The organism is Vibrio sp. 1167 (assembly GCF_033340375.1).
Lineage (GTDB): Bacteria > Pseudomonadota > Gammaproteobacteria > Enterobacterales > Vibrionaceae > Vibrio > Vibrio alginolyticus.
The window spans coordinates 1-21,077 of sequence record NZ_JAWOWK010000007.1 but is presented as its reverse complement, the minus strand read 5'-3'; the positions used below and the strand labels follow the sequence as shown (position 1 = coordinate 21,077).

Genomic DNA, 21,077 nt, shown 5'->3' with positions numbered 1-21,077 from the left:
TGGACAGTTAAGACAAATATAAAATTAGAAGCCGTAAGAAGCACCAAATACAAAAGCGTTATTCACTAGGCTGTCACCACTCGCGTTTTCTGCACCGTGTGCTTGACTACGGAACTCAAAGTAAGGTTGAACACCTTTACGAGTCCACGTTGCACGAAGCTCGTGGTCCATGGTTTCCGCTTCAATCATGTAGACGTTGTTGTAGCTTAGCGTCACATCCTCATTCATCACGTAACCGATGCGGTTGTCCATGCGGTAATCTGTATCCGCATCTGCGTCTGTCGCATCAATGTGCGCACGAGTACGGTTACTTAAGGAGATGCCGTTATCGAAGTTGTAACCGATCTTAACCAATGGACGGTACTGTACATTCTCGCCAGCAGAGAACAGGTGTTGGTAACCCGCGGCAACCCATAAATGATCGGTAATATTAAATGACTGCTCACCACCCACAGTGATTGCTGGTGTTGTGTTACCTGCGCCACCGTTTTCTGTTTCCAGTTTACCCAACTGAATACCATCAAATTCGGTATAAACCGTAAAGCCGCCGAATTGGTTATCAAAAGTATGACCAGCTTCCAGTGTAGACGTAACGTCCGAACCATGAATTCGACCATCATCGTGGAATTGAACATTACCTGTTACGTAAGAAGAACCAGCAAAAGCGCTAGAAGCGAAAGCGAGAGAAAGAGCACTCAGTGCAAAAATGTTTTTCATAATTACTGCCTTTATTTATTCACGTTATGCGATAGTTTTAGAGGGCATCTCTTCCCTTTTATCGCAAACTTTGGAATGTGCCTCCTTGGCGTTCGCAATATTGTTTCAATTAATTCGCGATGGAAAATAAAACATTTTAAAAAGTGATCTTGTTCAAACCGAAGCTCAAAAACCCTGATAAAAACATGGGAAATACAGGCACTTACCGTATTTTTATAAAATTATTAAAAAAATAGAAGTGTGATCGTAAACAGATAATTTATTGATATTTATCAGATTAAGTCGATCCGGTTCACAATAACCTTGACCATTACAACCCAAAACTTATTTATCAATGAAAAATAATTAGACATCGATCACGCTTAATTTCCTAAAAAAATAAAGAAAGCCCCAACATGATGTTGAGGCTTTGCCAAAAAATTAACTTACAAGAATCGAGTTATTTCACGCTGGTCACTCGACTTGCTTTCTCACCGGTTGCTGACACAGAACGGATAAACACTTCACCTTTCACATTTGGACGAGCATTATCTGCGTAAGTTAGCCAGTTCTTGCCGTCTAGAGAGTATTGAAGCTTCACACCCGGGAACTGAACGTTCATTGCCAGTTTACCCTCTTCAACTTTCGCACCTGGTACAGGCAGGCGGTAGTCGATACCCGCTTTTTCTAGCTTAGCCAGTTCGCGTTGGCCAAGTACGTTCGCAAAGCGGTTGTAGTCTTGGTTTAGCGCAGCTTTGTTTACTAGGTTAGAGTTTTGCGAGTATTCAACACCCACTTTGTAGTCGTTTTCCCAATCAGCACGGTGCCATGCACGTTCAGCGGCTGCCAGTACGCGAGGGAATACCATGTACTCGTATTGCTCGTCGTTACGTACTGTCTCAGACCACAGCTGTGCTGATAGACCATAGAAAGGTTTCGCTTTGATTTCACCTTTACCAGTGAAGCCGTTACCATCGCGGTCTACAGAGGTTTCTGCGTTCTGAGGCATGTTCTCTGGTGCAAAACCAAACATCTTACGCGTATCGGTTGCACGCGTCGCCCAGTAATAACCACGCTCTTTAGGGTCCACTTCGTATGGCATGTCCATGTACACGTAGTCTGGGTTAGAAACGATAACGTCGTAACCTTTCTTAGACCATTCGTACACTGATGATGTGCCACCCCAGTAAAGAACGTCCCAGAAGTTAACACGTGTGTTTTCTGTTGCGAACGCTTTCTCACCTTCACTGTACTTAAGGCCATCTTGCCAAGCTTGGAAGTTTGGAATGCCTTTCTCTGCCACCATCTTCGACACTTCTTCTGCAAAGTGGCTTGGTAGATGAGCAAAATCGCTTACCGTACCGTCTGCAATTAGCGTCTGACATTGTGGTGACTGTGCGAATGGCTTGTCTTGCTTAGACAAATCAATGTTACCCTTCCAGCTTACTTTGTCTTCTGCGTTGATGTCTTGCAGACCAGCGCCTAGCTTGATGTTCTTCGCTTCGTCACCACCAAAGTGCCATGTTGTTAGCGGCGTGCCCGCTTCTTGGTGCATTGCTGCTACTTCTGAAATCACTTTATCAACAAAGCGAGTTGAAGATTCCATACATGGGTTGATGAAGCTTTGCTTGTTGTAGAACTGAACCGTCGTTACGTTCGATGTATCTTGAGGATCCATCAGGCGGTACTCGTTCGCTTCGGCTTCTTTGCCTTCTTCCATCAGACGGTCGTAACGTGCTTCCATTGATATCACTGCTGCACGTGCGTGCGCTGGCATATCGATTTCAGGAATCACTTCGATGTTACGCGCTTTCGCGTACTTCAAGATGTCCACGTAGTCTGCTTTGCTGAAGAAGCCAGAGCCAAAGTTGTCTGTCGTTGCGCCTGAGCCAAGCTGAGGCAGTAAACAGCTTTTCTCTTCCAAATCGAAACAACGGTTAGCACCCACTTCAGTCAGCTCAGGCAGACCCGGGATTTCTAAACGCCAGCCTTCATCATCCGTTAGGTGAAGGTGTAGTTTGTTCATCTTGTACGCGGCCATTTGGTCAAGCGTTGCAAGAATTGCGTCTTTAGAGTGGAAGTTACGAGCCACGTCCACCATCACACCACGGTAATCAAAACGCGGCGCATCTTTAATAGACAGTTGTGGTAGAGAATCAGCATTTTGGCTATCTACCAGGCCAAAGATAGATTGTACTGCGTAGAAAGCACCTGCTTGGTCAAACGCTTTAATCGCAATACCGTCGCCTTTGATGCTCATTTCGTAAGCACCAGATTTTGCCAATTCACCGGTGAAGTCTGCAGGAACAACAGTGATGCTTACAGGAAGATCACCACGAACATCCACACCTACCACTTCTGCACGACCTTGAATTGCTGCGTATTGAGCCGCATCGAATGCGTCTTTAGGCAGCGCAATACCCGCCGCGATATCTACCGTACCTTTACCTGCTTCAACAGACATTGGCGTTGGTAGTAACGTGGTTGATACGTCTTGTTTTGCTAGATCTTCGTTCTTCTCGAAACGAGACACAGCGCTCGCAAATACGTTGTTGTCATCTGGCGTACGTTTTAGGTTGTTACCCTCAAGGCCAGTCACGAAAGATGCAACGTCTTCTGTGTTAAGAGAAGCGATCATCTTAGGCTCTGCATTTGGTGCAGCAACGAAAGCGCCTGGCATGAAGTCAGTTTCAAATAGCTGCCAGTATTCAGCAACAAGAGGAAGCACAACCTCTTCACCCGCAGCAAAACCATCAAACTTATCTGTTGGTTCTAGTTTGTGTAGATCACCCGTTACGCGAGAGATTTTAAACTGTTCGTTTTCAACATCCAGAATCAGACGAATGCTATGGAAGTAAATAGCCCAATCTCTTGAGTCAACCGCTTCACCTTGGTTAACCAGCGTCATGTTTACCTTGTTACAAGACGCCCACTCAGCCCCTAAGTCCTGACAAGCAAGACCTTCGTTTGCACCGTGGTTAGTCAACACTTGGTATTGAATATCAAGATTATTAGCCAACGAATTTACAACTTGTTGTTCAGAGCTTTGCAGCGCAGAGCAACCTGCTAATGTAGTGATAACAGAAACAGCAATCAGACTAGGTTTAAACATCTTACTTCCCCAAAAAAGTCAGTGGTTCAAAACGACAATGATAAAAATCTCGGCCCCTCAAATGCGAGGTACCTAACCGTTACATTCAACATACAACCTGTTATTTCTAAGCGTAAAATAAATAGAAATAGGAAGTGATCCAGCTCAAAAAATGACACTCAGCAAAAACAATAAAAACCTAATTTTCATGGAGTTACAATACACGTCAAAATCGAACAACTTGTTTTGACGAGTTTGCTGCGATCTAGGTCACTTATATTCATGAATTACGACTGATTTTGTAAGATTTGGATCACGCCTAATTATTTTGTGAACCATTAGTAAGCGAATTACCTATTTACCTTTCGTGAAGTGACTCTCATTTATTCGTCGTCAAAACTCGTCAATATTTTTAGAAATGACGATTTTGTCGAATACCCCACTGGAGAAATTGCACTTAACCTCACGCTATTTTGCGTATAAAGTTTAAAGGTATCTTATCTGAGGACCATTCTATGTTTCGTCTCTTGACGCTCATATCATCTCTACTTGTTACTTTGACTCCTTTTTCATCTTATGCAGAGCCACAGCATTGGTTAGCAAAAAAAGGGGAAACCGAACTTATGATTATTGGCTCGGTACATGTGGGGGATAAAACGATGTACCCACTCCCTAGAACGGTCATCCAGCATTTAAGCCAAAGCACAGGGTTGATTATTGAAGCAGACGTCAGGAATTCTGAAGGCTTGGTTTACCCACAAACAACCATTCTTTCTAAAGATGTTTTAGACAGAGCTCAACGTCGCCACTTAATTGAAATTGCCCAAGATTTAGGTTTGCCAGAAACTCAACTCCTAAATTCCCCACCTTGGATGGCCGCATTCACCATCCAACTCGCTTTAGTCAACAAACTGGGGTATGTCTCTGATAAAGGGGTCGACATGCACTTAATAGGACTCGCTGATAAAAAGCAAATCCCGGTCATTCCACTAGAGTCCGTGCAATTCCAAATCGATTTAATCGCAGGTCAATCAGAAGGCGGTAAAGAGATACTTCTCTCATCAATTGAAGAATATGATGGCGGAGAAGAGTTGGTTCAATGCTTGATAGAGAGTTGGAAGAGTGGTGATGGTAGCATGTTGGTCGAAGCCTCTTTGACCGATCATACAACAGAAGAGTTTAACCAAGCCTTTTTATACGAGCGTAATCGAGATTGGGCTAAAAAACTCGACACTGGCAGTGTTCTACCTCAGCAATCGGGTCGTTACACCGTTGTTGTTGGTGGCTTGCATTTAGTAGGTAAAGATAACCTGATTGAACTGCTTAAAAATCGGGGATTTAACATCAAACCACTGGGTAAGACGCGCCAAGCAAATTGTGATATCTAGTGATTGTTTGAAAAATGCCATTTAAATACAATTATTTAAATACAACCATTTAAAATTCATTCAAACTTTCTTATAAAACGCCGTTAAGCTAAGTGGATACAAAACAACTCATATGAAATTTAAATATTTATTCCTATACACGATTGGAATTATGCTCACTTCTTCGCTGTCTTATGCTAAACCGCCATGCAACGTAGAAGCTTTTCAAGCTATTGATATAACTCCGGAAGTAAAAGGCGGTGTTTTAGATAAAGAGAGTGGTCAATTTCTTATTACCGAAAAACCAATGATGCGTTGCGCGAACATCACGTTTTCAACAGCCCACACTCGAAATCGCGTTGCACATATGATGAACCAAGGCTTTGAAGCGGTTTACTATGATGGAAATACAAGCAAATCTCACTCAGTAACGTTTGATGAAGACGATTTAAAAGCGGGTTACGTCAAGATTGGGCCAAATCACCCAAAGACCGCTTATGTCTGTTTCACTACTTCTGAAACTCCTATCAATACTATCTCGTGTGACATCAAGTAATAAATTTACTCGCTCTTAAAAAATGAAAAGGCCCTACATTTCTGTAGAGCCTTCCTCTCAATACGTGTCGGTGAAGAGCCATATTCTAACTTCAAGCGAACCCCATTTGGTTCGATACTATTGAAGTCTAAAATTACTAGCACTAAAAACGACGAAAGCCTGCTCATTGAGCAGGCTTTCTGAAAGTGGTCGGTGAAGAGGGATTCGAACCCCCGACCCTCTGGTCCCAAACCAGATGCGCTACCAAGCTGCGCTATTCACCGAGATGTTTAACTGAGGAATTTTCCCCGTCAACGAATGCGTATATTACGGATTCTGAACTGTGGCGCAAGTGCTTTTTACAAAAAAACCTTAGGTCTTAATTCGTTTGATGAATAACTGAACACTAGCACGTAAAATGTGACTGATAACTCACAACAAAATACAGTTTATTAACCTTAGCAACATAATTGATCCAGATCAGTGTGCAACAAGACACCGCCATTTAGTTTATTCCTGTCGGGAACATCTTGGAGGAAACGTATGGACTTTTGGCTTGATCTCCTATTTGGTAATGCAGTGGGTCTATCGTCAATGATAGTAATTTTTGGGGCAATTGGTCTGATGTTATTTTACGGCGGTTTCTTCATATACAAGATCATGAACGACAAATCTCCTCACTAGATCTCGCTTAGCTCTAGAAACGCTTTGCACCGGAGTCGGTTACTTGCCTACTCCGGTTTTTTATTTGATCTCAATGCACCACTCATTGATATAATCCTATTATTCTTCCCTGTTCTTAATGAGATTACTGCTATGTCTCACGACGACGATTTTGATCTATTTCAACAGATGATGGGCGATGTAAAGCCAATCACTCAAGACACCACCGAACACAAAAAAGTACACCAAGTAACAGAAGCACAGCTCGCAAAACGCGAAGCAGCAATCTGGTTAACGGAAGATGACCCAGAATACCTATCACTTGATCACGCTGAAATGCTCAAGCCAGAGGACTTTGTTGAGTTCAAACGTGATGGTGTACAGGACGGGGTTTACCGCAAACTTCGCCTTGGTAAGTATCCAATCCAAGCTCGCTTGGATTTGCACCGTAAAACATTGAAAGAAGCACGTGATGAAGTCGTGACGTTTTTAAAGCAATGCCTATCAATGGACATTAGAACGGTCGTTATCGTCCATGGTCGAGGAGAACGCTCAAATCCACCTGCAATGATGAAAAGCTTTGTTAGCAGTTGGCTACGACAAATAAAGGAAGTCCAATGCGTCCATAGTGCGCAACGCTTTCACGGTGGAACTGGAGCCGTTTACGTCCTACTTAGAAAAAGTGCGGAAAAGAAATTAGAAACCCGCGAACGTCACCAAAAACGGTTAGGCTAAATTTCACCCTAATGCTAGAATGCCCGCCCTTATTCTTCCTTCCCCTTAAAGGAAGGGAGCTTCATTCGCCGTTGTGAAACGTTAGGAGACAAAAATGTCACAAGACAACGCTAAACGATTAAATAAATTCATCAGTGAAACGGGGTTTTGCTCACGCCGTGAAGCAGACAGACTGATTGAGCAAGGCCGTGTCACCATTAATGGCAACAAACCTGAAATGGGGACAAAAGTGCTACCTGGTGATGATGTTTGTGTGGATGGTAAGCCAGTGGCAGCAAAAGAGAAGCCGATTTATATCGCTCTCAATAAACCAACAGGCATCACCTGTACAACTGAGAGAGACGTCCCTGGAAACATCGTTGATTTCATCGGCCACCAAAAACGTATCTTTCCGATCGGCCGCTTAGACAAACCCTCTGATGGTCTGATCTTTTTGACCAACGATGGCGACATCGTGAACAAAATCCTTCGCGCCGGCAACAGCCACGAAAAAGAGTACGTCGTACGCGTGGACAAGCCAATTACAGGCGAGTTTCTCAAACAGATGTCGAGTGGCGTTAAGATTCTCGACACAGTCACCCTACCTTGTAAGGTAACGAAAGAAACTAAATTCTCTTTCCGTATTGTGCTCACTCAAGGACTTAACCGTCAGATCCGTCGCATGTGTGAAGCGCTGGGCTATGAAGTATTCAAGCTGCGTCGCGTACGCATCATGAATATCTCTCTTGATGGTATTCCGAATGGAAAATGGCGTTATCTAAGTGACGAAGAAGTGGCAGAGATCCTAGCAATGTGTGAAGGCTCGGTAGGTACAGAAGAAGCATCAAAAACAGACTCTAGAGGTCGCAACATTCGTAAAGCGACCGACGCGAAGCTGTTTGATAGCCGTGAAGAAAACCAAGATTCTACTGCTCGTCGTAACCAGAAGACACGAACTTTCCGTGGTAACAATGCTGATGAATTCCGTCATGCACCAAACTCGAAAAAAGGTCAACAAAAGCGTCGTCAGCGTGATGATGAAGGCGGACGTCCAGCTAAAGAACATTACAAAGCGAAACCACAAGGTGAACGCAGCAGACCGCAAGGCGAGCATGGTAAATCACACCGTAAACCAGATGCATCGAGCAATACGCATTCAGCAAACAAGCCTCAATCACCGAGTAAGCCCAAGCAGCATTACATGAACCCAAATGCCGCGAAACCAAGTAAACCAGCTAAACGCACTGGTGGTACATTGAGTCTGAAGAAGTAACGCTTCACTGACAGGCAAGATCAAAAAAGGACGCTCATGAGCGTCCTTTTTATTTGTCATGAGTTTACAAACAAAGAGGTGCAAACTGACCGCGAGTTAAGCTCAGCAAATCTCTCGGGGCTAACTCAATTTCTAAACCACGTTTACCAGCACTCACACAGATTGTGTCTTGCTCTGCTGCGCTTTCGTGCAAAAAAGTAGGTAATGCTTTCTTCTGCCCTAGTGGGCTAATTCCACCAACGACATAACCTGTGGTCTTTTGCGCGATTTCCGGATCAGCCATATCGGCCTTTTTGCCCTTCGCTGCTTTCGCTGCCAGTTTTAGGTTCAGCTTTTGATCAACAGGGATAATCGCAACCGCAAGATTCTTTGGCTCCCCGTTCAAGCAGAACAACAAGGTTTTAAATACTGTTTTCGGATCCTGTCCTAGCACTTCAGCAGCTTCTAAACCATAACTATCGGCTCTAGGATCGTGCTCATATTGATGGATGGTGTGTGGAATTTTTTTCTTTTTCGCAAGATTAATGGCCGGAGTCATCAAGATTCTCCTCATAAAAACAAAAAGCGCAGACTGAATTGGATCTGCGCTTTTAGTTAATGATATCAGCGAGTTTGAGTCAATCGCTTTTTCTCTGTTGGGTTACTGATCAATCGCCGTATCAACTAAATACGTGATTTCACCTGAAGGGGCATACTCATTAACATCAATAGGGCTGTGTGTTTCTAAATAATCCTTCAAAACTTCAGCATCGGTAAAACCTGTATTTACATACCCTGGATGATCGTCGATTTTAGGGTAACCATCACCACCAGCAGCATTGTAGCTTGGTACGGTAAAGCGGTAATTACCATCTAAGCGAAGTTGCTTATTACCAATAAACACATTGGTTACCTCACCATTATTGATACTCATCGCAATGCCGGCAAACTGTGCATAAGCACCAGAGTCAACAGGCTTAGTTGCAACGACATTTAGATAATCTAATACCTCTTTACCCGTCATATCAACGTAAGAAACCATATTGCCAAATGGCTGAACAGTGAGCACGTCTTTATAAGTAATATCACCCGCAGCAATCGAATCTCGAACACCACCAGAATTCATTACGGCGAAATCTGCTTTCGCACGTTCCATGTGAGCCGTTGCAATTAATCGACCTAAGTTTGTTTGCTGGTAACGAACCACATTGCGGTCACCCTCAAGCTTACCGTTAGATTCTGCAATCTTCACGTTTAGCTTGCCCTGACCTTTTTCTTGATAAGGACGAAGAAACTCAAGCATCATTTCGTCTTGTTTAATCTCTTCTTGGATAAAGACTCGTTGCGACTGACCATCAACTTTAACTTTCTTTTTCAAGTTTACAGGGATCAGATCGTAGCTCACCATCGAGAGTTCGCCATTACGAAACTCGTAATCGGCGCGTCCCACGTATTTCCCCCACTCATGTGCCTGAACAATAAAGGTGCCATTTTGTTTATCGGGCTGACATTCATCACCTGGTTTAAAGTTCTTTTTGATAACGTTTGGACCTTCCATGCATACAGGTTCTTGTGAGTGTCCTCCAACGATCATGTCGAGATCGCCGTCATTCAAATAACGAGCTAACGCCACATCGCCAGGAGCATTGATGCCTCTATTACCATTTTCATAGTGTCCCATATGCGTGACAGCAAAAATCAGATCTGGATACTCTGTTTCTTTCAGTTCTGCAATCAGCTTCTTGGCTTCTTCTTTTGGGTCACGGAAGTCAATTTGTTCAATGAATTCAGGGTTGCCAAGTTTCGCAGTGTCTTCGGTTGTAAGACCAATGACCGCAATTTTAATGCCCTGCTTTTTAAACATCGCGTATGGTTGGAATAAACGCTTGCCAGTATTTTTATCGTAAATATTGGCAGACAACATCGGAAAGTTTGCCCACTCTTGCTGCTTGAATAGCACGTCCAATGGATTATCAAACTCATGATTACCTAGAGCCATCGCATCGTAACCAATTTTGCTCATGCCTTTAAAATCCGGCTCGGCATCTTGTAAATCAGACTCAGGTACTCCTGTGTTGATGTCACCACCAGAAAGCAGTAACACGCTGCCCCCCTCATCCTGTATTTCTTCGCGCAAATCATCGATTAACGTTTTACGCGCCGCCATGCCATATTCACCGTATCGATTTTGCCAAAAGCGACCATGATGATCGTTAGTGTGCAACACGGTCAATTTATAGGTTGTATCGGCATTCCATTCTGGTGCAGGTTGCGTAGCACACCCAGCTAACGAGGCCAAGATAGCGGCACTCAAAACAGTTTTGATCATCAGACGCTGATTCATTTATTTACCTTTTTCTTATTGGGATTACTGACGCACATTTTAAGCATTCGATCTATTTGAAAACCACGTGCACCCTAACACATTGATTTAATAATTATGATGCATTGTTTAGCAATAACAAATTCATCAGTAACAAGTTTGAGAATTTACAGTTTTTCAGATAAAAAAATAGCCAACACTCGGTTGGCTATAGTATTTGTTACCACCAGTCATCTGGCGTTTACTTGATATCGATATCTGCAAAGCTCTTGATCAGATCATCAAGCGATTTCATTTGTGCTAAGAATGGCTCTAACTTGTCTAGAGGCAGTGCAGATGGGCCATCACAACGCGCTTGGTCTGGGTTTGGGTGCGCTTCGATAAATAGACCTGCGATGCCTGTCGCTAGACCCGCTTTTGCAAGCTCAACTGTCTGCTCACGACGGCCGCCAGATGCTGCGCCTGATGGGTCACGCATTTGTAGTGAGTGCGTTACGTCAAAGATGATTGGGCTACCTTTCGAAGCATTTTTCATCACACCAAAACCAAGCATGTCTACAACTAGGTTATCGTAACCGTGGCAAGAACCGCGCTCACATAGGATGATCTTGTCGTTACCGCACTCTGCGAACTTCTCAACGATGTTACCCACTTGACCAGGGCTCATAAATTGAGGTTTCTTCACGTTGATAACCGCACCTGTTTTGGCCATAGCTTCAACAAGGTCAGTTTGACGAGCTAGGAATGCAGGAAGCTGAATAACGTCTACCACGTCAGCGACAGGTTGAGCTTGTGCTTCAGTGTGAACGTCCGTGATGATCTTTACACCAAAAGTGTCTTTCAGCTCCTGAAAGATTTTCATACCTTCTTCCAGACCTGGACCACGGTATGAATGAACAGAACTGCGGTTTGCTTTGTCAAACGACGCCTTAAATACGTAAGGAATACCAAGTTTTTCCGTTACTTTTACGTAGTGCTCACAGATCTGCATCGCAAGATCACGAGACTCAAGAACGTTCATACCTGCAAATAGGGTGAATGGCTTGTCGTTAGCAACCTGAATGTCGCCGATATTAACGATTTTCTGTTCCATTTTGATTCTCTTTTTCTGTCCACGATACGCCACAGTTCGGCACATCGATAAAATTAGTGAAGTGTGACGTGCGTTTCACTCATCACATTAACTTGTGATTTTAGTAGCTCGGAAGCCGGATCGTCAGGGCATTGGTCAATAAAGTACTGAAAATCTGATACCGCTACTTGAGGGCACTCTAGCTGTTGGAAAATAAAACCACGGTCACGAATTTCGTATGGATCATCTGGCACAAACGTTAGAGCAAGATTCGTACAACGTAATGCCAGCGTATAATGCTCTTCGCGCAACATCGCACTTTTAATCAACGCCAACCAGCGACCAATAATTGTTGGGTTGTCAGCTTCCTCAAAATGTTCAGGCTTTAGCTGAGCTAGCGGTCCTTCCTGGCCAATAAGCCAAGCTTGAAGAATCCTTTCACCTACATACTCACCATTAAATGGGTTGATGTAGTCTGGCTTCTTATGCATCCAGTCGACTTTTAACAGGAACTGAGTAGGGAAAGTAACTCCCTTCAACGGGAACCCCAGCTTTTTGCCTAGGTATAACAAAATCGAACCTAAGCTCACAGGAATACCTTTTCTGCGCTCCAACACTTTATCGATGAAGCTGTTGTCCGAAATAAAGTATTCCTGCTCGTCGCCTTTGAACCCCCACTCGTGGAAAAACAGTCGTAGGAATGCATCAAATCGTTGCTCTTCATCGGTTTCATGAACAAGCGTGGCTTCTGCATCTTTGTAAAGACGCTCTAACTCTTGTTTCGCCCAATGTACTTTGGTTTCTGGGTTAATCGCTTTGTTGAGCTCAAGCGCACCTTCCACCAACGGTATATTGTCAAAATCTTCGTCAAAAAACTCTAACATGACGTCTATCCAAATAACGTAGGGCTCTTAGACACAGCAATGTTTGCAGCCATGACCAACCAACCCAATGCGCCGAAAAAGCCAAATATCTTCAGTAGGTTGTTTTTCGCAAGTTTCAATGAGAAGAATCCAAGCGCAATGTACGCCAGTACGCAGGTGATTTTGTTTGTTAACCACGGTGCGGCATCGGTAAACGGGATGAAACCAGTAATGAAAATAAGCGCGATACCTGACACTAGCAATGCAGTATCAACGATGTGGGGAAACACTTTCAAAAAGCGATTATTTCGCTTCGGTGAGTTCATCATCATTAACACGAATCGGATCGATAATAGTGTCGCGCTGAGCGCAATCGTCACTAAGTGTATGTGTTTTAGAGCTACGTACATTTTTCTTCTCTTTTTAGTTAGTGTTTGCTGACTTCCGTGATTAACAGGCAAAACAACCGAGCGTTACTCGATCGTTACCACCGTAATCTTTTTCCGTAACGACCTGTTGGTAACCAAAGCCACGCATTATCTCACGCACCGCCTCACCTTGATCATAACCATGTTCAAATGCCAGCCAACCGCCCACTTCAAGATACTGACGAGCAAGATCCGAGATATAACGAATATCAGCTAAGCCATTCTCTTTAGCAACTAATGCAGATTTTGGCTCAAAGCGCACATCACCTTGGGATAAATGTGGATCTTTTTCATCAATATATGGCGGGTTGGAGACAATTAAAGCAAACTTCGTACCTTCTGTAATAGGCTCAAACCAACTGCCTTGAGCAAAGGTCACATTTTTGATGTTTAGCTGCTCAGCATTGTACTCTGCAAGTGCTTTCGCTTCTTGTTTGAGATCTACGCCCATCACTTGACGTTTTGGCATTTCAGATGCGAGTGCGATAGCAATTGCCCCCGTCCCCGTTCCAAGATCTAAAATAGGCCCAGTTTGCTCGTAGGTCTTATCGAGTGCAACCTCGACCAAACGTTCTGTATCCGGTCTTGGGATCAAGGTAGAGGGAGAAACTTTGAACGGTAAAGACCAAAACTCTCGCTCACCAATAATATAAGCGACGGGTTCACCAGTTAAACGTCGTTCAAGTAGAGCGTCAAACTGAGATTTTTGCTCTGCTTCTAACGCTTTTTCTGGCCAGGTCAGCAGGTAAGTTCGTGGTTTGCCAAGGACATGGCAAAGGAGTACAGCTGCATCGAGAGAAGGCGACTCTTTGCCGCCTTCTGCCAGTTTCGCCGTCGCACTTTTCAGTGCTTGCTCAATCGATTGAACTTGGCTCATCGATTAGCCGTTCTCTGCGAGCGCCGCAAGTTGGTCTGCTTGGTGCTCTTGAATCACAGGATCAATCAAGCTTTGCAGGTCACCTTCCATCACTTCGTTCAAACGATAGATGGTTAGGTTGATACGGTGATCAGACACACGACCTTGTGGGTAGTTGTAGGTACGAATACGGTCACTACGGTCACCAGAACCTAGAAGGTTACGACGTGTATCAGACACTTCTGCGGCACGACGCTCTTCTTCCGCTTGAACGATACGAGCAGCAAGAACCGCCATTGCTTTCGCTTTGTTCTTGTGCTGTGAACGCTCATCCTGACACTCTACTACCGTACCCGTTGGTAAGTGGGTAATACGGATTGCAGAATCCGTGGTGTTAACGTGCTGACCACCCGCGCCAGATGCACGGAACGTATCGATTTTCAGGTCTGCTGCTTTGATTTCAGGCAGATCCGCTTCAGGGATTTCCGCCATTACTGCTACTGTACAAGCAGAAGTATGCACACGGCCTTGAGATTCAGTTGCAGGAACACGCTGTACACGGTGACCGCCTGACTCAAACTTCAGTACGCCGTACGCACCGTCGCCGCTCACTTTTGCGATCATCTCTTTGTAACCACCGTGCTCTGCCTCGTTTGAAGACATGACTTCGATGCGCCAGCCACGCTTTTCTGCGTACTTGCTGTACATACGGAATAGATCACCCGCGAAGATACCCGCTTCGTCGCCACCCGCACCTGCACGAATTTCTAGGAAACAGTTACGATCATCGTTCGGATCTTTTGGCAGAAGAAGAATCTGTAACTCATCAGTAAGACGCTCAATCGTCGCTTTCGCTTCTTTGATTTCTTCTTGCGCCATTTCACGCATTTCTTCGTCGTCTTCGTTTGCCATCTCTTCAGCGGCGACAAGATCTTCTTGTGCTTGTTGATAAGCTTGGAAGCACTTGGTTACTTCTTCTAGCTGAGAGTACTCTCTTGATAGAGCACGGAATTTGTCCTGATTTCCAATTACATCAGGATCACCAAGAAGATGTTGAACTTCTTCGTAACGTTCTACTAGCGTTTCTAGCTTAGTCAGAATAGAGGCTTTCATAGTGTCGTTTTCTTAATAAAAAGCGTGAGTTATAGATCATCCAAGCCAAGTGTTTGGCGGATAATCGTTAATTTTGCTGGTTCGCCTTGCTCTGCTGCACTTTGCAATGCGCGAGTTGGAGCGTGAATCAGTTTGTTGGTGAGTTTATTACTCAGCTCGCGCAGCACTTTCTCCGGATCTGCGCCTGCCGCTAAAGATTGCAAACTTTTGCTCAGTAACTCTTCACGAATTTCGTTGGCTGATTTGCGATAGTCGCGAATACTATCGACGGCTTGCAGTGAACGCAACCATGTCATAAACGCAGCGCTTTCTTCACTAACAATCGCTTCAGCTTGAATCGCTTCGACTTTACGCTGCTCAATGTTGCTGTCGATGATAGATTGCAAGTCATCAACAGAATACAGATATGCGTCGTTCAGTTCACCGACTTCCGACTCTACATCTCGCGGCACCGCAATATCGACTAACAAGATAGGTTGATGTCGGCGCTGCTTTAGAGCCGTTTCGACCATACCTTTGCCAATAATAGGCAATGGGCTCGCCGTTGAGCTAATCACAATATCCGCTTTCGCCAAATGTTCAGGAATTTCGTTCAAACTGATCACTTCTGCGCCAAATTGGTCCGCTAAGCCTTGCGCGCGCTCTTTAGTGCGGTTCGCGACAATCATTTTTGTGCAACCGTTGGACGCTAAATGCTTCGCGACCAATTCAATCGTCTCGCCCGCACCAACTAAAAGCACGGTTGAATCTGATAACGACTCAAAAATATGTTTTGCCAATGTACATGCCGCATAAGCCACGGACACGGCATTACCACCAATATCTGTCTCTGTTCTCACCCGTTTGGCGACTGAGAACGTCTTTTGAAACAATTTATCAATCGAGGCATCGACGGCTTGATGATCTCGCGAGTCAGAAAATGCTTGCTTTACCTGCCCCAAAATTTGAGGCTCACCCAACACCAGAGAGTCAAGACCGCACGATACGCGCATCAAATGCTTTATTGCAGCTTGTTCTTCATGAACATACAAACTCGGCATTAAATCTTCGCGGCTCACTTGATGAAATTGAGCAAGCCAATCGATCAGCTTGTTTCGCGCTCCTTGCTTAACATCGCAGTACAACTCAGTTCGGTTACAGGTTGAAACAATCACACTGCCGTTAACTGCTTCGTGCTCTCTAAGTTGCTCGAGTGCAGGGCCGAGTTTATCCGGACCAAACGCCACCTTCTCTCGCAAGTCGACAGACGCTGTATTGTGATTAATTCCAATAGCAAGCAAGGACATCTAACGTGGTATCTCTGGGATAGGTTATAAAATAGGTCCAGAATTTTACTGTAAGCACGCATTTATTGAAAGGGTAAGCCGGATTTGTTTTCCTAAGTGCGACTTTTCAATGCTATAGTTGTGAGCGATTCCCGATGAAACTGATTAATAAGCCATCAAACATGACGTTACGCTCCTTTATTCTTTTTTTCTTGTCGAGCTTACTGCTCGCTGGTTGTTCGTCCGTTCCTGAAAGTGTTACCAGCGTTGAATGGCAAGCTCATGAGCAGCGACTAGAAACCATCCAAGACTTTCAAGCAACGGGGAAACTTGGTTATATTGGCCCAGACCAAAGACAAAATTTAAACTTCTACTGGAAACATTCTTCAGCACTAAGCCAGTTGCGTTTAACAACGATTCTCGGACAAACGGCATTAAAGCTCACCATCACCCCACAAGGCGCCACAGTAGAAACTTACGACGATCAGGTCCTTTCTTCTCGCAGTGCTAACCAGCTGATTTACCGTCTTACAGGGTTAATGATGCCCGTCGAGCACATGCCTGACTGGCTATTAGGTCTACCTACCGATGCCGACAAATTCCAACTGTCTCCAACCAATACACTGCAAGCGTTAAACAAACAAATTGGTTTAAATGATTGGAGTATCGCTTATCAACGATATGGCGACGTTCAATGGCATGAACAGTCTCTCCCTCTGCCAAATAAGCTGAAACTCACCACAGCTGATGTCAAAATAAATCTAGTGATCACAAAATGGAACATCACCCAATGATTGAACTTTCAACACGCTGGCCATCACCAGCGAAATTGAATCTCTTTCTATATATCAACGGCCGTACAGAGAATGGCTACCACGAGTTACAAACCTTATTCCAATTCGTCGATCACGGCGATGAGCTCACCATTCAAGCGAACCATTCTGGTGATATTACGATTTCTCCAGAGATAGAAGGTGTGCCTCTTCAAGACAATTTAATTTGGAAAGCAGCAACCGCGCTTCAAGCTTACTCAAACTGCCCTTTTGGCGCGCATATTGAGCTACAGAAAGTGCTGCCTATGGGTGGAGGCATTGGTGGGGGCTCATCGAATGCAGCTACAGCATTAGTGGCACTGAATTACTTATGGCAACTGAATCTAACTGACGACGAACTGGCTGAAATAGGTTTAAAACTAGGCGCAGACGTGCCCGTATTTGTGCGCGGATTTGCAGCTTTTGCTGAAGGTGTTGGTGAAAAACTCTCTCCTGCTTATCCCGAAGAAAAGTGGTATTTAGTCGTCAGACCGAATGTATCTATCGCAACCGTCGACGTTTTTTGTCATCCAGATCTGACGCGAAACACCCCAAAACGAGATCTAGAAACACTTTTAAATACGCCAAGCGTAAACGATTGCGAAAAAATTGTACGAATGCTCTACCCAGAGGTTGATAAGCAACTTTCTTGGCTGCTACAATACGCGCCGTCAAGATTGACGGGGACAGGATCTTGCGTTTTTGCTGAATTTTCGAGCAAATCTGAAGCAGAAACTATCCTTGCACAACTCTCTGATAAAGTCTCGGCATTTATCGCTCAAGGGCGCAATATTTCGCCATTAAAAGAGACTTTGGCTGAATACCAATCAGCCTCACACCGACCTATTTAAACTGGACGCAAACCCGAGGTTTCCACCGTGCCTGATATGAAGCTATTTGCTGGTAACGCAACACCTGAACTAGCCCAACGTATTGCTGATCGTCTTTACATCTCTCTTGGTGATGCATCTGTTTCTCGCTTTTCTGATGGCGAAGTTGCAGTTCAAATCAATGAGAATGTTCGTGGTAGCGATGTTTTCATCATTCAATCCACTTGTGCACCGACTAACGACAACCTAATGGAATTGGTTGTTATGATTGATGCAATGCGCCGTGCTTCAGCAGGCCGTATCACTGCAGTTATCCCTTACTTCGGCTACGCTCGCCAAGACCGTCGTGTACGTTCTGCGCGTGTGCCAATTACTGCAAAAGTTGTTGCTGATTTCCTATCTAACGTTGGTGTTGACCGCGTTCTAACTATCGACCTACACGCAGAGCAAATTCAAGGCTTCTTCGATGTACCTGTAGACAACATCTTCGGCACGCCAGTGCTACTTGAAGATATGCAGGCTCGCGGTCTAGATAACCCTGTAGTGGTATCTCCTGACCTAGGTGGCGTTGTTCGTGCTCGTGCAACAGCAAAAGCACTAGGCGACATCGACATCGCAATCGTAGATAAGCGTCGTCCACGTGCAAACGTTTCTGAAGTAATGAACCTAATCGGTGATGTTGAAGGTCGTGACTGTGTGATCGTTGATGACATGATCGACACAGGTGGCACACTATGTAAAGCAGCTGAAGCACTAAAAGAGCGCGGTGCTAAGCGTGTATTCGCTTACGCTACTCACGCAGTATTCTCAGGCAACGCTGCGGATAACATCAAGAACTCAGTTCTTGACCAAGTTATCGTAACTGACTCTATCTCTCTGTCTAAAGAGATGGCTGCAACAGGTAAAGTGACAACACTAAGCCTATCTCGCATGCTGGCTGAAGCGATTCGTCGTATCAGCAACGAAGAGTCAATCTCTGCAATGTTCAACTAATACGAACATTTCAGTTACACTGATTTCAAAAGCACCCCTCTTTGGGGTGTTTTTTTATTTGTACTGATAACTAGAAAATCCCTTGGTCGCCCACCGCGAGTTTTCTGTGCTATCATACTGCGCTTTTTGAGATTCCAGAGAGATCCTAACCTTGAGTCAACAAATCAAACTTCTTGTTGGTCTTGCTAATCCAGGACCAGAATACGCCAGAACTCGTCACAATGCGGGCGCTTGGGTTGTAGAAGAATTAGCACGCGTTCACAACGTTACACTGAAGAACGAACCAAAGTTTTTTGGTCTAACAGGACGCATTATGGTCAATGGCCAGGATCTCCGTTTGCTTATCCCAACCACCTTCATGAATCTATCAGGTAAATCGATCGCAGCGCTTGCGAAATTTTATCAAATTAAACCTGAAGAGATCATGGTTGCTCATGACGAGCTAGACTTACCGCCAGGTGTCGCTAAGTTTAAAAAAGGTGGGGGTCACGGTGGACACAACGGTCTGCGTGACACCATTAGCAAACTGGGCAATAACAAAGATTTTTATCGTCTTCGTATTGGCATTGGTCATCCGGGACACAAAGATAAAGTGGCGGGTTTTGTATTAGGTAAAGCGCCAGCTAAAGAGCAAGAGCTTTTAGATGCAGCAGCTGATGAGGCTGTTCGTTGTCTAGATATCCTGATTAAGGATGGCCTATCTAAAGCACAAAATCGCCTCCACACGTTCAAAGCTGAATAAGGTTACTATCATGGGTTTTAAATGTGGCATCGTTGGTCTACCTAACGTAGGTAAATCAACTCTGTTCAACGCACTAACTAAAGCGGGTATCGAAGCAGCAAACTTCCCGTTCTGTACCATTGAACCAAACACTGGTGTGGTTCCTGTGCCAGATCTACGTCTAGACGCACTAGCTAAGATCGTTAACCCACAGAGAGTTCTTCCAACGACGATGGAGTTCGTGGACATCGCTGGTCTTGTTGCTGGTGCATCACGTGGTGAAGGTTTAGGTAACAAATTCCTAGCTAACATCCGTGAAACAGACGCGATTGGCCACGTTGTACGCTGTTTTGAAAACGAAAACATTGTTCACGTTTCAGGTAAAGTTTCACCTATCGAAGATATCGAAGTGATCAACCTTGAACTTGCAATGGCTGACCTTGATTCTTGTGAGCGAGCGATTCAACGTAACGCGAAGAAGGCAAAAGGCGGCGATAAAGACGCAAAATTTGAACTAACCGTACTAGAAAAACTGTTACCAGTACTAACTGAAGGCGGCATGGCACGCACAGTTGAGCTATCTAAAGAAGAGTTAGCAGCAATCGGCTACCTAAACTTCCTAACACTGAAGCCAACTATGTACATTGCAAACGTAAACGAAGATGGCTTCGAAAATAACCCATATCTAGATGCGGTTCGTGAGTTCGCAGAAAAAGAAAACAATGTCGTTGTACCTGTATGTGCAGCTATCGAATCTGAACTATCTGAACTAGAAGATGAAGATCGCGAAGAATTCCTAGCAGATATGGGGATCGAAGAGCCGGGCCTGAACCGTGTAATTCGCTCTGGTTACGAACTACTGACTCTACACACCTACTTCACAGCAGGTGTTAAAGAAGTACGTGCTTGGACAATCCCTGTTGGTGCAACTGCGCCTCAGGCGGCAGGTAAGATCCACACTGACTTCGAGAAAGGCTTTATTCGTGCAGAAGTAGTCGGTTACGACGATTTCATCCAATTCAATGGTGAAAATGGCGCAAAAGACGCAGGTAAATGGCGTCTAGAAGGTAAAGACTACATCGTAAAAGATGGCGATGTTGTACACTTCCGCTTCAATGTTTAATTAAATGAATGAATTCTAAACACTTCATTTACACTAAAAGCCAGCTGTTAAGCTGGCTTTTTTAATACCTTAAGTAAATGAACAAAAATAAATTACGCAACTGCAAGCTAATTTATTTCCAGTTTTAGATCATAAACACGCCTCTTTGTTTAAAAAGGAAGCGAACGAGGTTTTTTCCGAAATTTATTAAAAAAAACTGTTGACGGATCTCACTCAACTTCGCATAATGCGCGCCGTTCCCAACGACAAGGCAACAAAGCGTTGAGAACAAAAAATATGGTTTTGGCTACGTAGCTCAGCTGGTTAGAGCACATCACTCATAATGATGGGGTCACAGGTTCGAATCCCGTCGTAGCCACC

Annotated in this window: 20 protein-coding genes and 2 tRNA genes; 11 read left to right on the top strand and 11 right to left on the bottom strand. The window is 44.4% G+C overall.

All coding sequences use genetic code 11. The features are described 5' to 3' along the window. Positions 1-24: 24 nt before the first annotated feature. On the bottom strand, positions 25-717 hold the full coding sequence (locus tag R7Z78_RS15865; RefSeq protein WP_005382004.1) for an oligogalacturonate-specific porin KdgM family protein: 693 nt from the start codon (positions 715-717) through the stop codon (positions 25-27). A gap of 439 nt (positions 718-1,156) precedes the next feature. Then, a complete protein-coding gene (locus R7Z78_RS15860) occupies positions 1,157-3,808 on the bottom strand; it encodes a beta-N-acetylhexosaminidase (protein WP_104975942.1) in 2,652 nt (883 codons plus the stop codon). Positions 3,809-4,302: 494 nt separating this feature from the next. On the opposite strand from R7Z78_RS15860, the gene R7Z78_RS15855 reads away from it, so the two are divergent. Further along, positions 4,303-5,175, top strand: a complete 873-nt coding sequence (locus R7Z78_RS15855) for a TraB/GumN family protein (protein WP_054576682.1) — start codon at positions 4,303-4,305, stop codon at positions 5,173-5,175. Between the two features lie 151 nt (positions 5,176-5,326). Then, positions 5,327-5,710: a hypothetical protein gene (locus R7Z78_RS15850; RefSeq protein WP_005384085.1), complete on the top strand. Its 384-nt coding sequence runs from the start codon at positions 5,327-5,329 to the stop codon at positions 5,708-5,710. Positions 5,711-5,896: 186 nt separating this feature from the next. Here the strand turns inward: R7Z78_RS15850 and R7Z78_RS15845 are convergent. Continuing rightward, positions 5,897-5,973: transfer RNA gene (locus tag R7Z78_RS15845), tRNA-Pro, on the bottom strand. A gap of 259 nt (positions 5,974-6,232) precedes the next feature. On the opposite strand from R7Z78_RS15845, the gene R7Z78_RS15840 reads away from it, so the two are divergent. The 3 genes from R7Z78_RS15840 to rluF all read left to right on the top strand — a co-directional run bounded on the left by R7Z78_RS15840 (position 6,233) and on the right by rluF (position 8,339). Next, positions 6,233-6,373, top strand: coding sequence for a DUF3149 domain-containing protein (locus R7Z78_RS15840; protein WP_005382236.1), 141 nt, complete (start codon positions 6,233-6,235; stop codon positions 6,371-6,373). A gap of 132 nt (positions 6,374-6,505) precedes the next feature. Beyond that, the gene (gene smrA / locus R7Z78_RS15835; RefSeq protein WP_005382233.1) at positions 6,506-7,087 is read left to right on the top strand and encodes a DNA endonuclease SmrA; all 582 of its coding nucleotides are present in this window, start codon (positions 6,506-6,508) and stop codon (positions 7,085-7,087) included. 94 nt (positions 7,088-7,181) lie between these two features. After that, positions 7,182-8,339, top strand: a complete 1,158-nt coding sequence (gene rluF / locus R7Z78_RS15830) for a 23S rRNA pseudouridine(2604) synthase RluF (protein ID WP_064377052.1) — start codon at positions 7,182-7,184, stop codon at positions 8,337-8,339. A 64-nt stretch (positions 8,340-8,403) separates the two neighbouring features. On the opposite strand, the gene ybaK is transcribed toward rluF, so the two are convergent. The 8 genes from ybaK to hemA form a co-directional block, all read right to left on the bottom strand. Continuing rightward, complete coding sequence (ybaK, locus tag R7Z78_RS15825; RefSeq protein WP_005382231.1) at positions 8,404-8,877, bottom strand: Cys-tRNA(Pro) deacylase; 474 nt, start codon at positions 8,875-8,877, stop codon at positions 8,404-8,406. 102 nt (positions 8,878-8,979) lie between these two features. Next, complete coding sequence (gene ushA / locus R7Z78_RS15820) at positions 8,980-10,662, bottom strand: bifunctional UDP-sugar hydrolase/5'-nucleotidase UshA (protein WP_104975941.1); 1,683 nt, start codon at positions 10,660-10,662, stop codon at positions 8,980-8,982. Between the two features lie 220 nt (positions 10,663-10,882). Next, complete coding sequence (gene kdsA, locus R7Z78_RS15815; protein WP_005384095.1) at positions 10,883-11,734, bottom strand: 3-deoxy-8-phosphooctulonate synthase; 852 nt, start codon at positions 11,732-11,734, stop codon at positions 10,883-10,885. Between the two features lie 53 nt (positions 11,735-11,787). After that, positions 11,788-12,597 (bottom strand): SirB1 family protein, encoded by an 810-nt coding sequence (locus R7Z78_RS15810; RefSeq protein WP_005384098.1) that lies wholly within the window; start codon positions 12,595-12,597, stop codon positions 11,788-11,790. A 5-nt stretch (positions 12,598-12,602) separates the two neighbouring features. Then, on the bottom strand, positions 12,603-12,986 hold the full coding sequence (locus R7Z78_RS15805; protein ID WP_005382225.1) for a SirB2 family protein: 384 nt from the start codon (positions 12,984-12,986) through the stop codon (positions 12,603-12,605). A 40-nt stretch (positions 12,987-13,026) separates the two neighbouring features. Then, positions 13,027-13,881: a peptide chain release factor N(5)-glutamine methyltransferase gene (prmC, locus tag R7Z78_RS15800; protein ID WP_104975940.1), complete on the bottom strand. Its 855-nt coding sequence runs from the start codon at positions 13,879-13,881 to the stop codon at positions 13,027-13,029. Between the two features lie 3 nt (positions 13,882-13,884). After that, the gene (gene prfA, locus R7Z78_RS15795) at positions 13,885-14,973 is read right to left on the bottom strand and encodes a peptide chain release factor 1 (RefSeq protein WP_005382222.1); all 1,089 of its coding nucleotides are present in this window, start codon (positions 14,971-14,973) and stop codon (positions 13,885-13,887) included. Between the two features lie 29 nt (positions 14,974-15,002). Beyond that, positions 15,003-16,259 carry a glutamyl-tRNA reductase gene (hemA, locus tag R7Z78_RS15790; RefSeq protein WP_005384104.1) on the bottom strand — a complete coding sequence of 419 codons (1,257 nt, stop codon included), beginning with the start codon at positions 16,257-16,259 and terminating at the stop codon, positions 15,003-15,005. A gap of 134 nt (positions 16,260-16,393) precedes the next feature. On the opposite strand from hemA, the gene lolB reads away from it, so the two are divergent. The 6 genes from lolB (at position 16,394) to R7Z78_RS15760 (ending at position 21,075) form a co-directional block, all read left to right on the top strand. Then, positions 16,394-17,032 carry a lipoprotein insertase outer membrane protein LolB gene (gene lolB, locus R7Z78_RS15785; RefSeq protein WP_085570134.1) on the top strand — a complete coding sequence of 213 codons (639 nt, stop codon included), beginning with the start codon at positions 16,394-16,396 and terminating at the stop codon, positions 17,030-17,032. Further along, positions 17,029-17,901 carry a 4-(cytidine 5'-diphospho)-2-C-methyl-D-erythritol kinase gene (gene ispE, locus R7Z78_RS15780; protein WP_017634844.1) on the top strand — a complete coding sequence of 291 codons (873 nt, stop codon included), beginning with the start codon at positions 17,029-17,031 and terminating at the stop codon, positions 17,899-17,901. Before lolB ends, ispE begins: the two co-directional genes overlap by 4 nt. A 27-nt stretch (positions 17,902-17,928) precedes the next feature. Beyond that, positions 17,929-18,873: a ribose-phosphate pyrophosphokinase gene (locus R7Z78_RS15775; protein WP_005393176.1), complete on the top strand. Its 945-nt coding sequence runs from the start codon at positions 17,929-17,931 to the stop codon at positions 18,871-18,873. Positions 18,874-19,024: 151 nt separating this feature from the next. After that, positions 19,025-19,615: an aminoacyl-tRNA hydrolase gene (gene pth, locus R7Z78_RS15770; RefSeq protein ID WP_005384112.1), complete on the top strand. Its 591-nt coding sequence runs from the start codon at positions 19,025-19,027 to the stop codon at positions 19,613-19,615. A 10-nt stretch (positions 19,616-19,625) separates the two neighbouring features. Continuing rightward, entirely contained in the window at positions 19,626-20,717 is a 1,092-nt protein-coding gene (ychF, locus tag R7Z78_RS15765) for a redox-regulated ATPase YchF (protein ID WP_005393178.1), read from the top strand. Positions 20,718-21,001: 284 nt separating this feature from the next. After that, positions 21,002-21,075, top strand: a tRNA-Met gene (locus tag R7Z78_RS15760). The last annotated feature ends 2 nt before the right edge of the window (positions 21,076-21,077 follow it).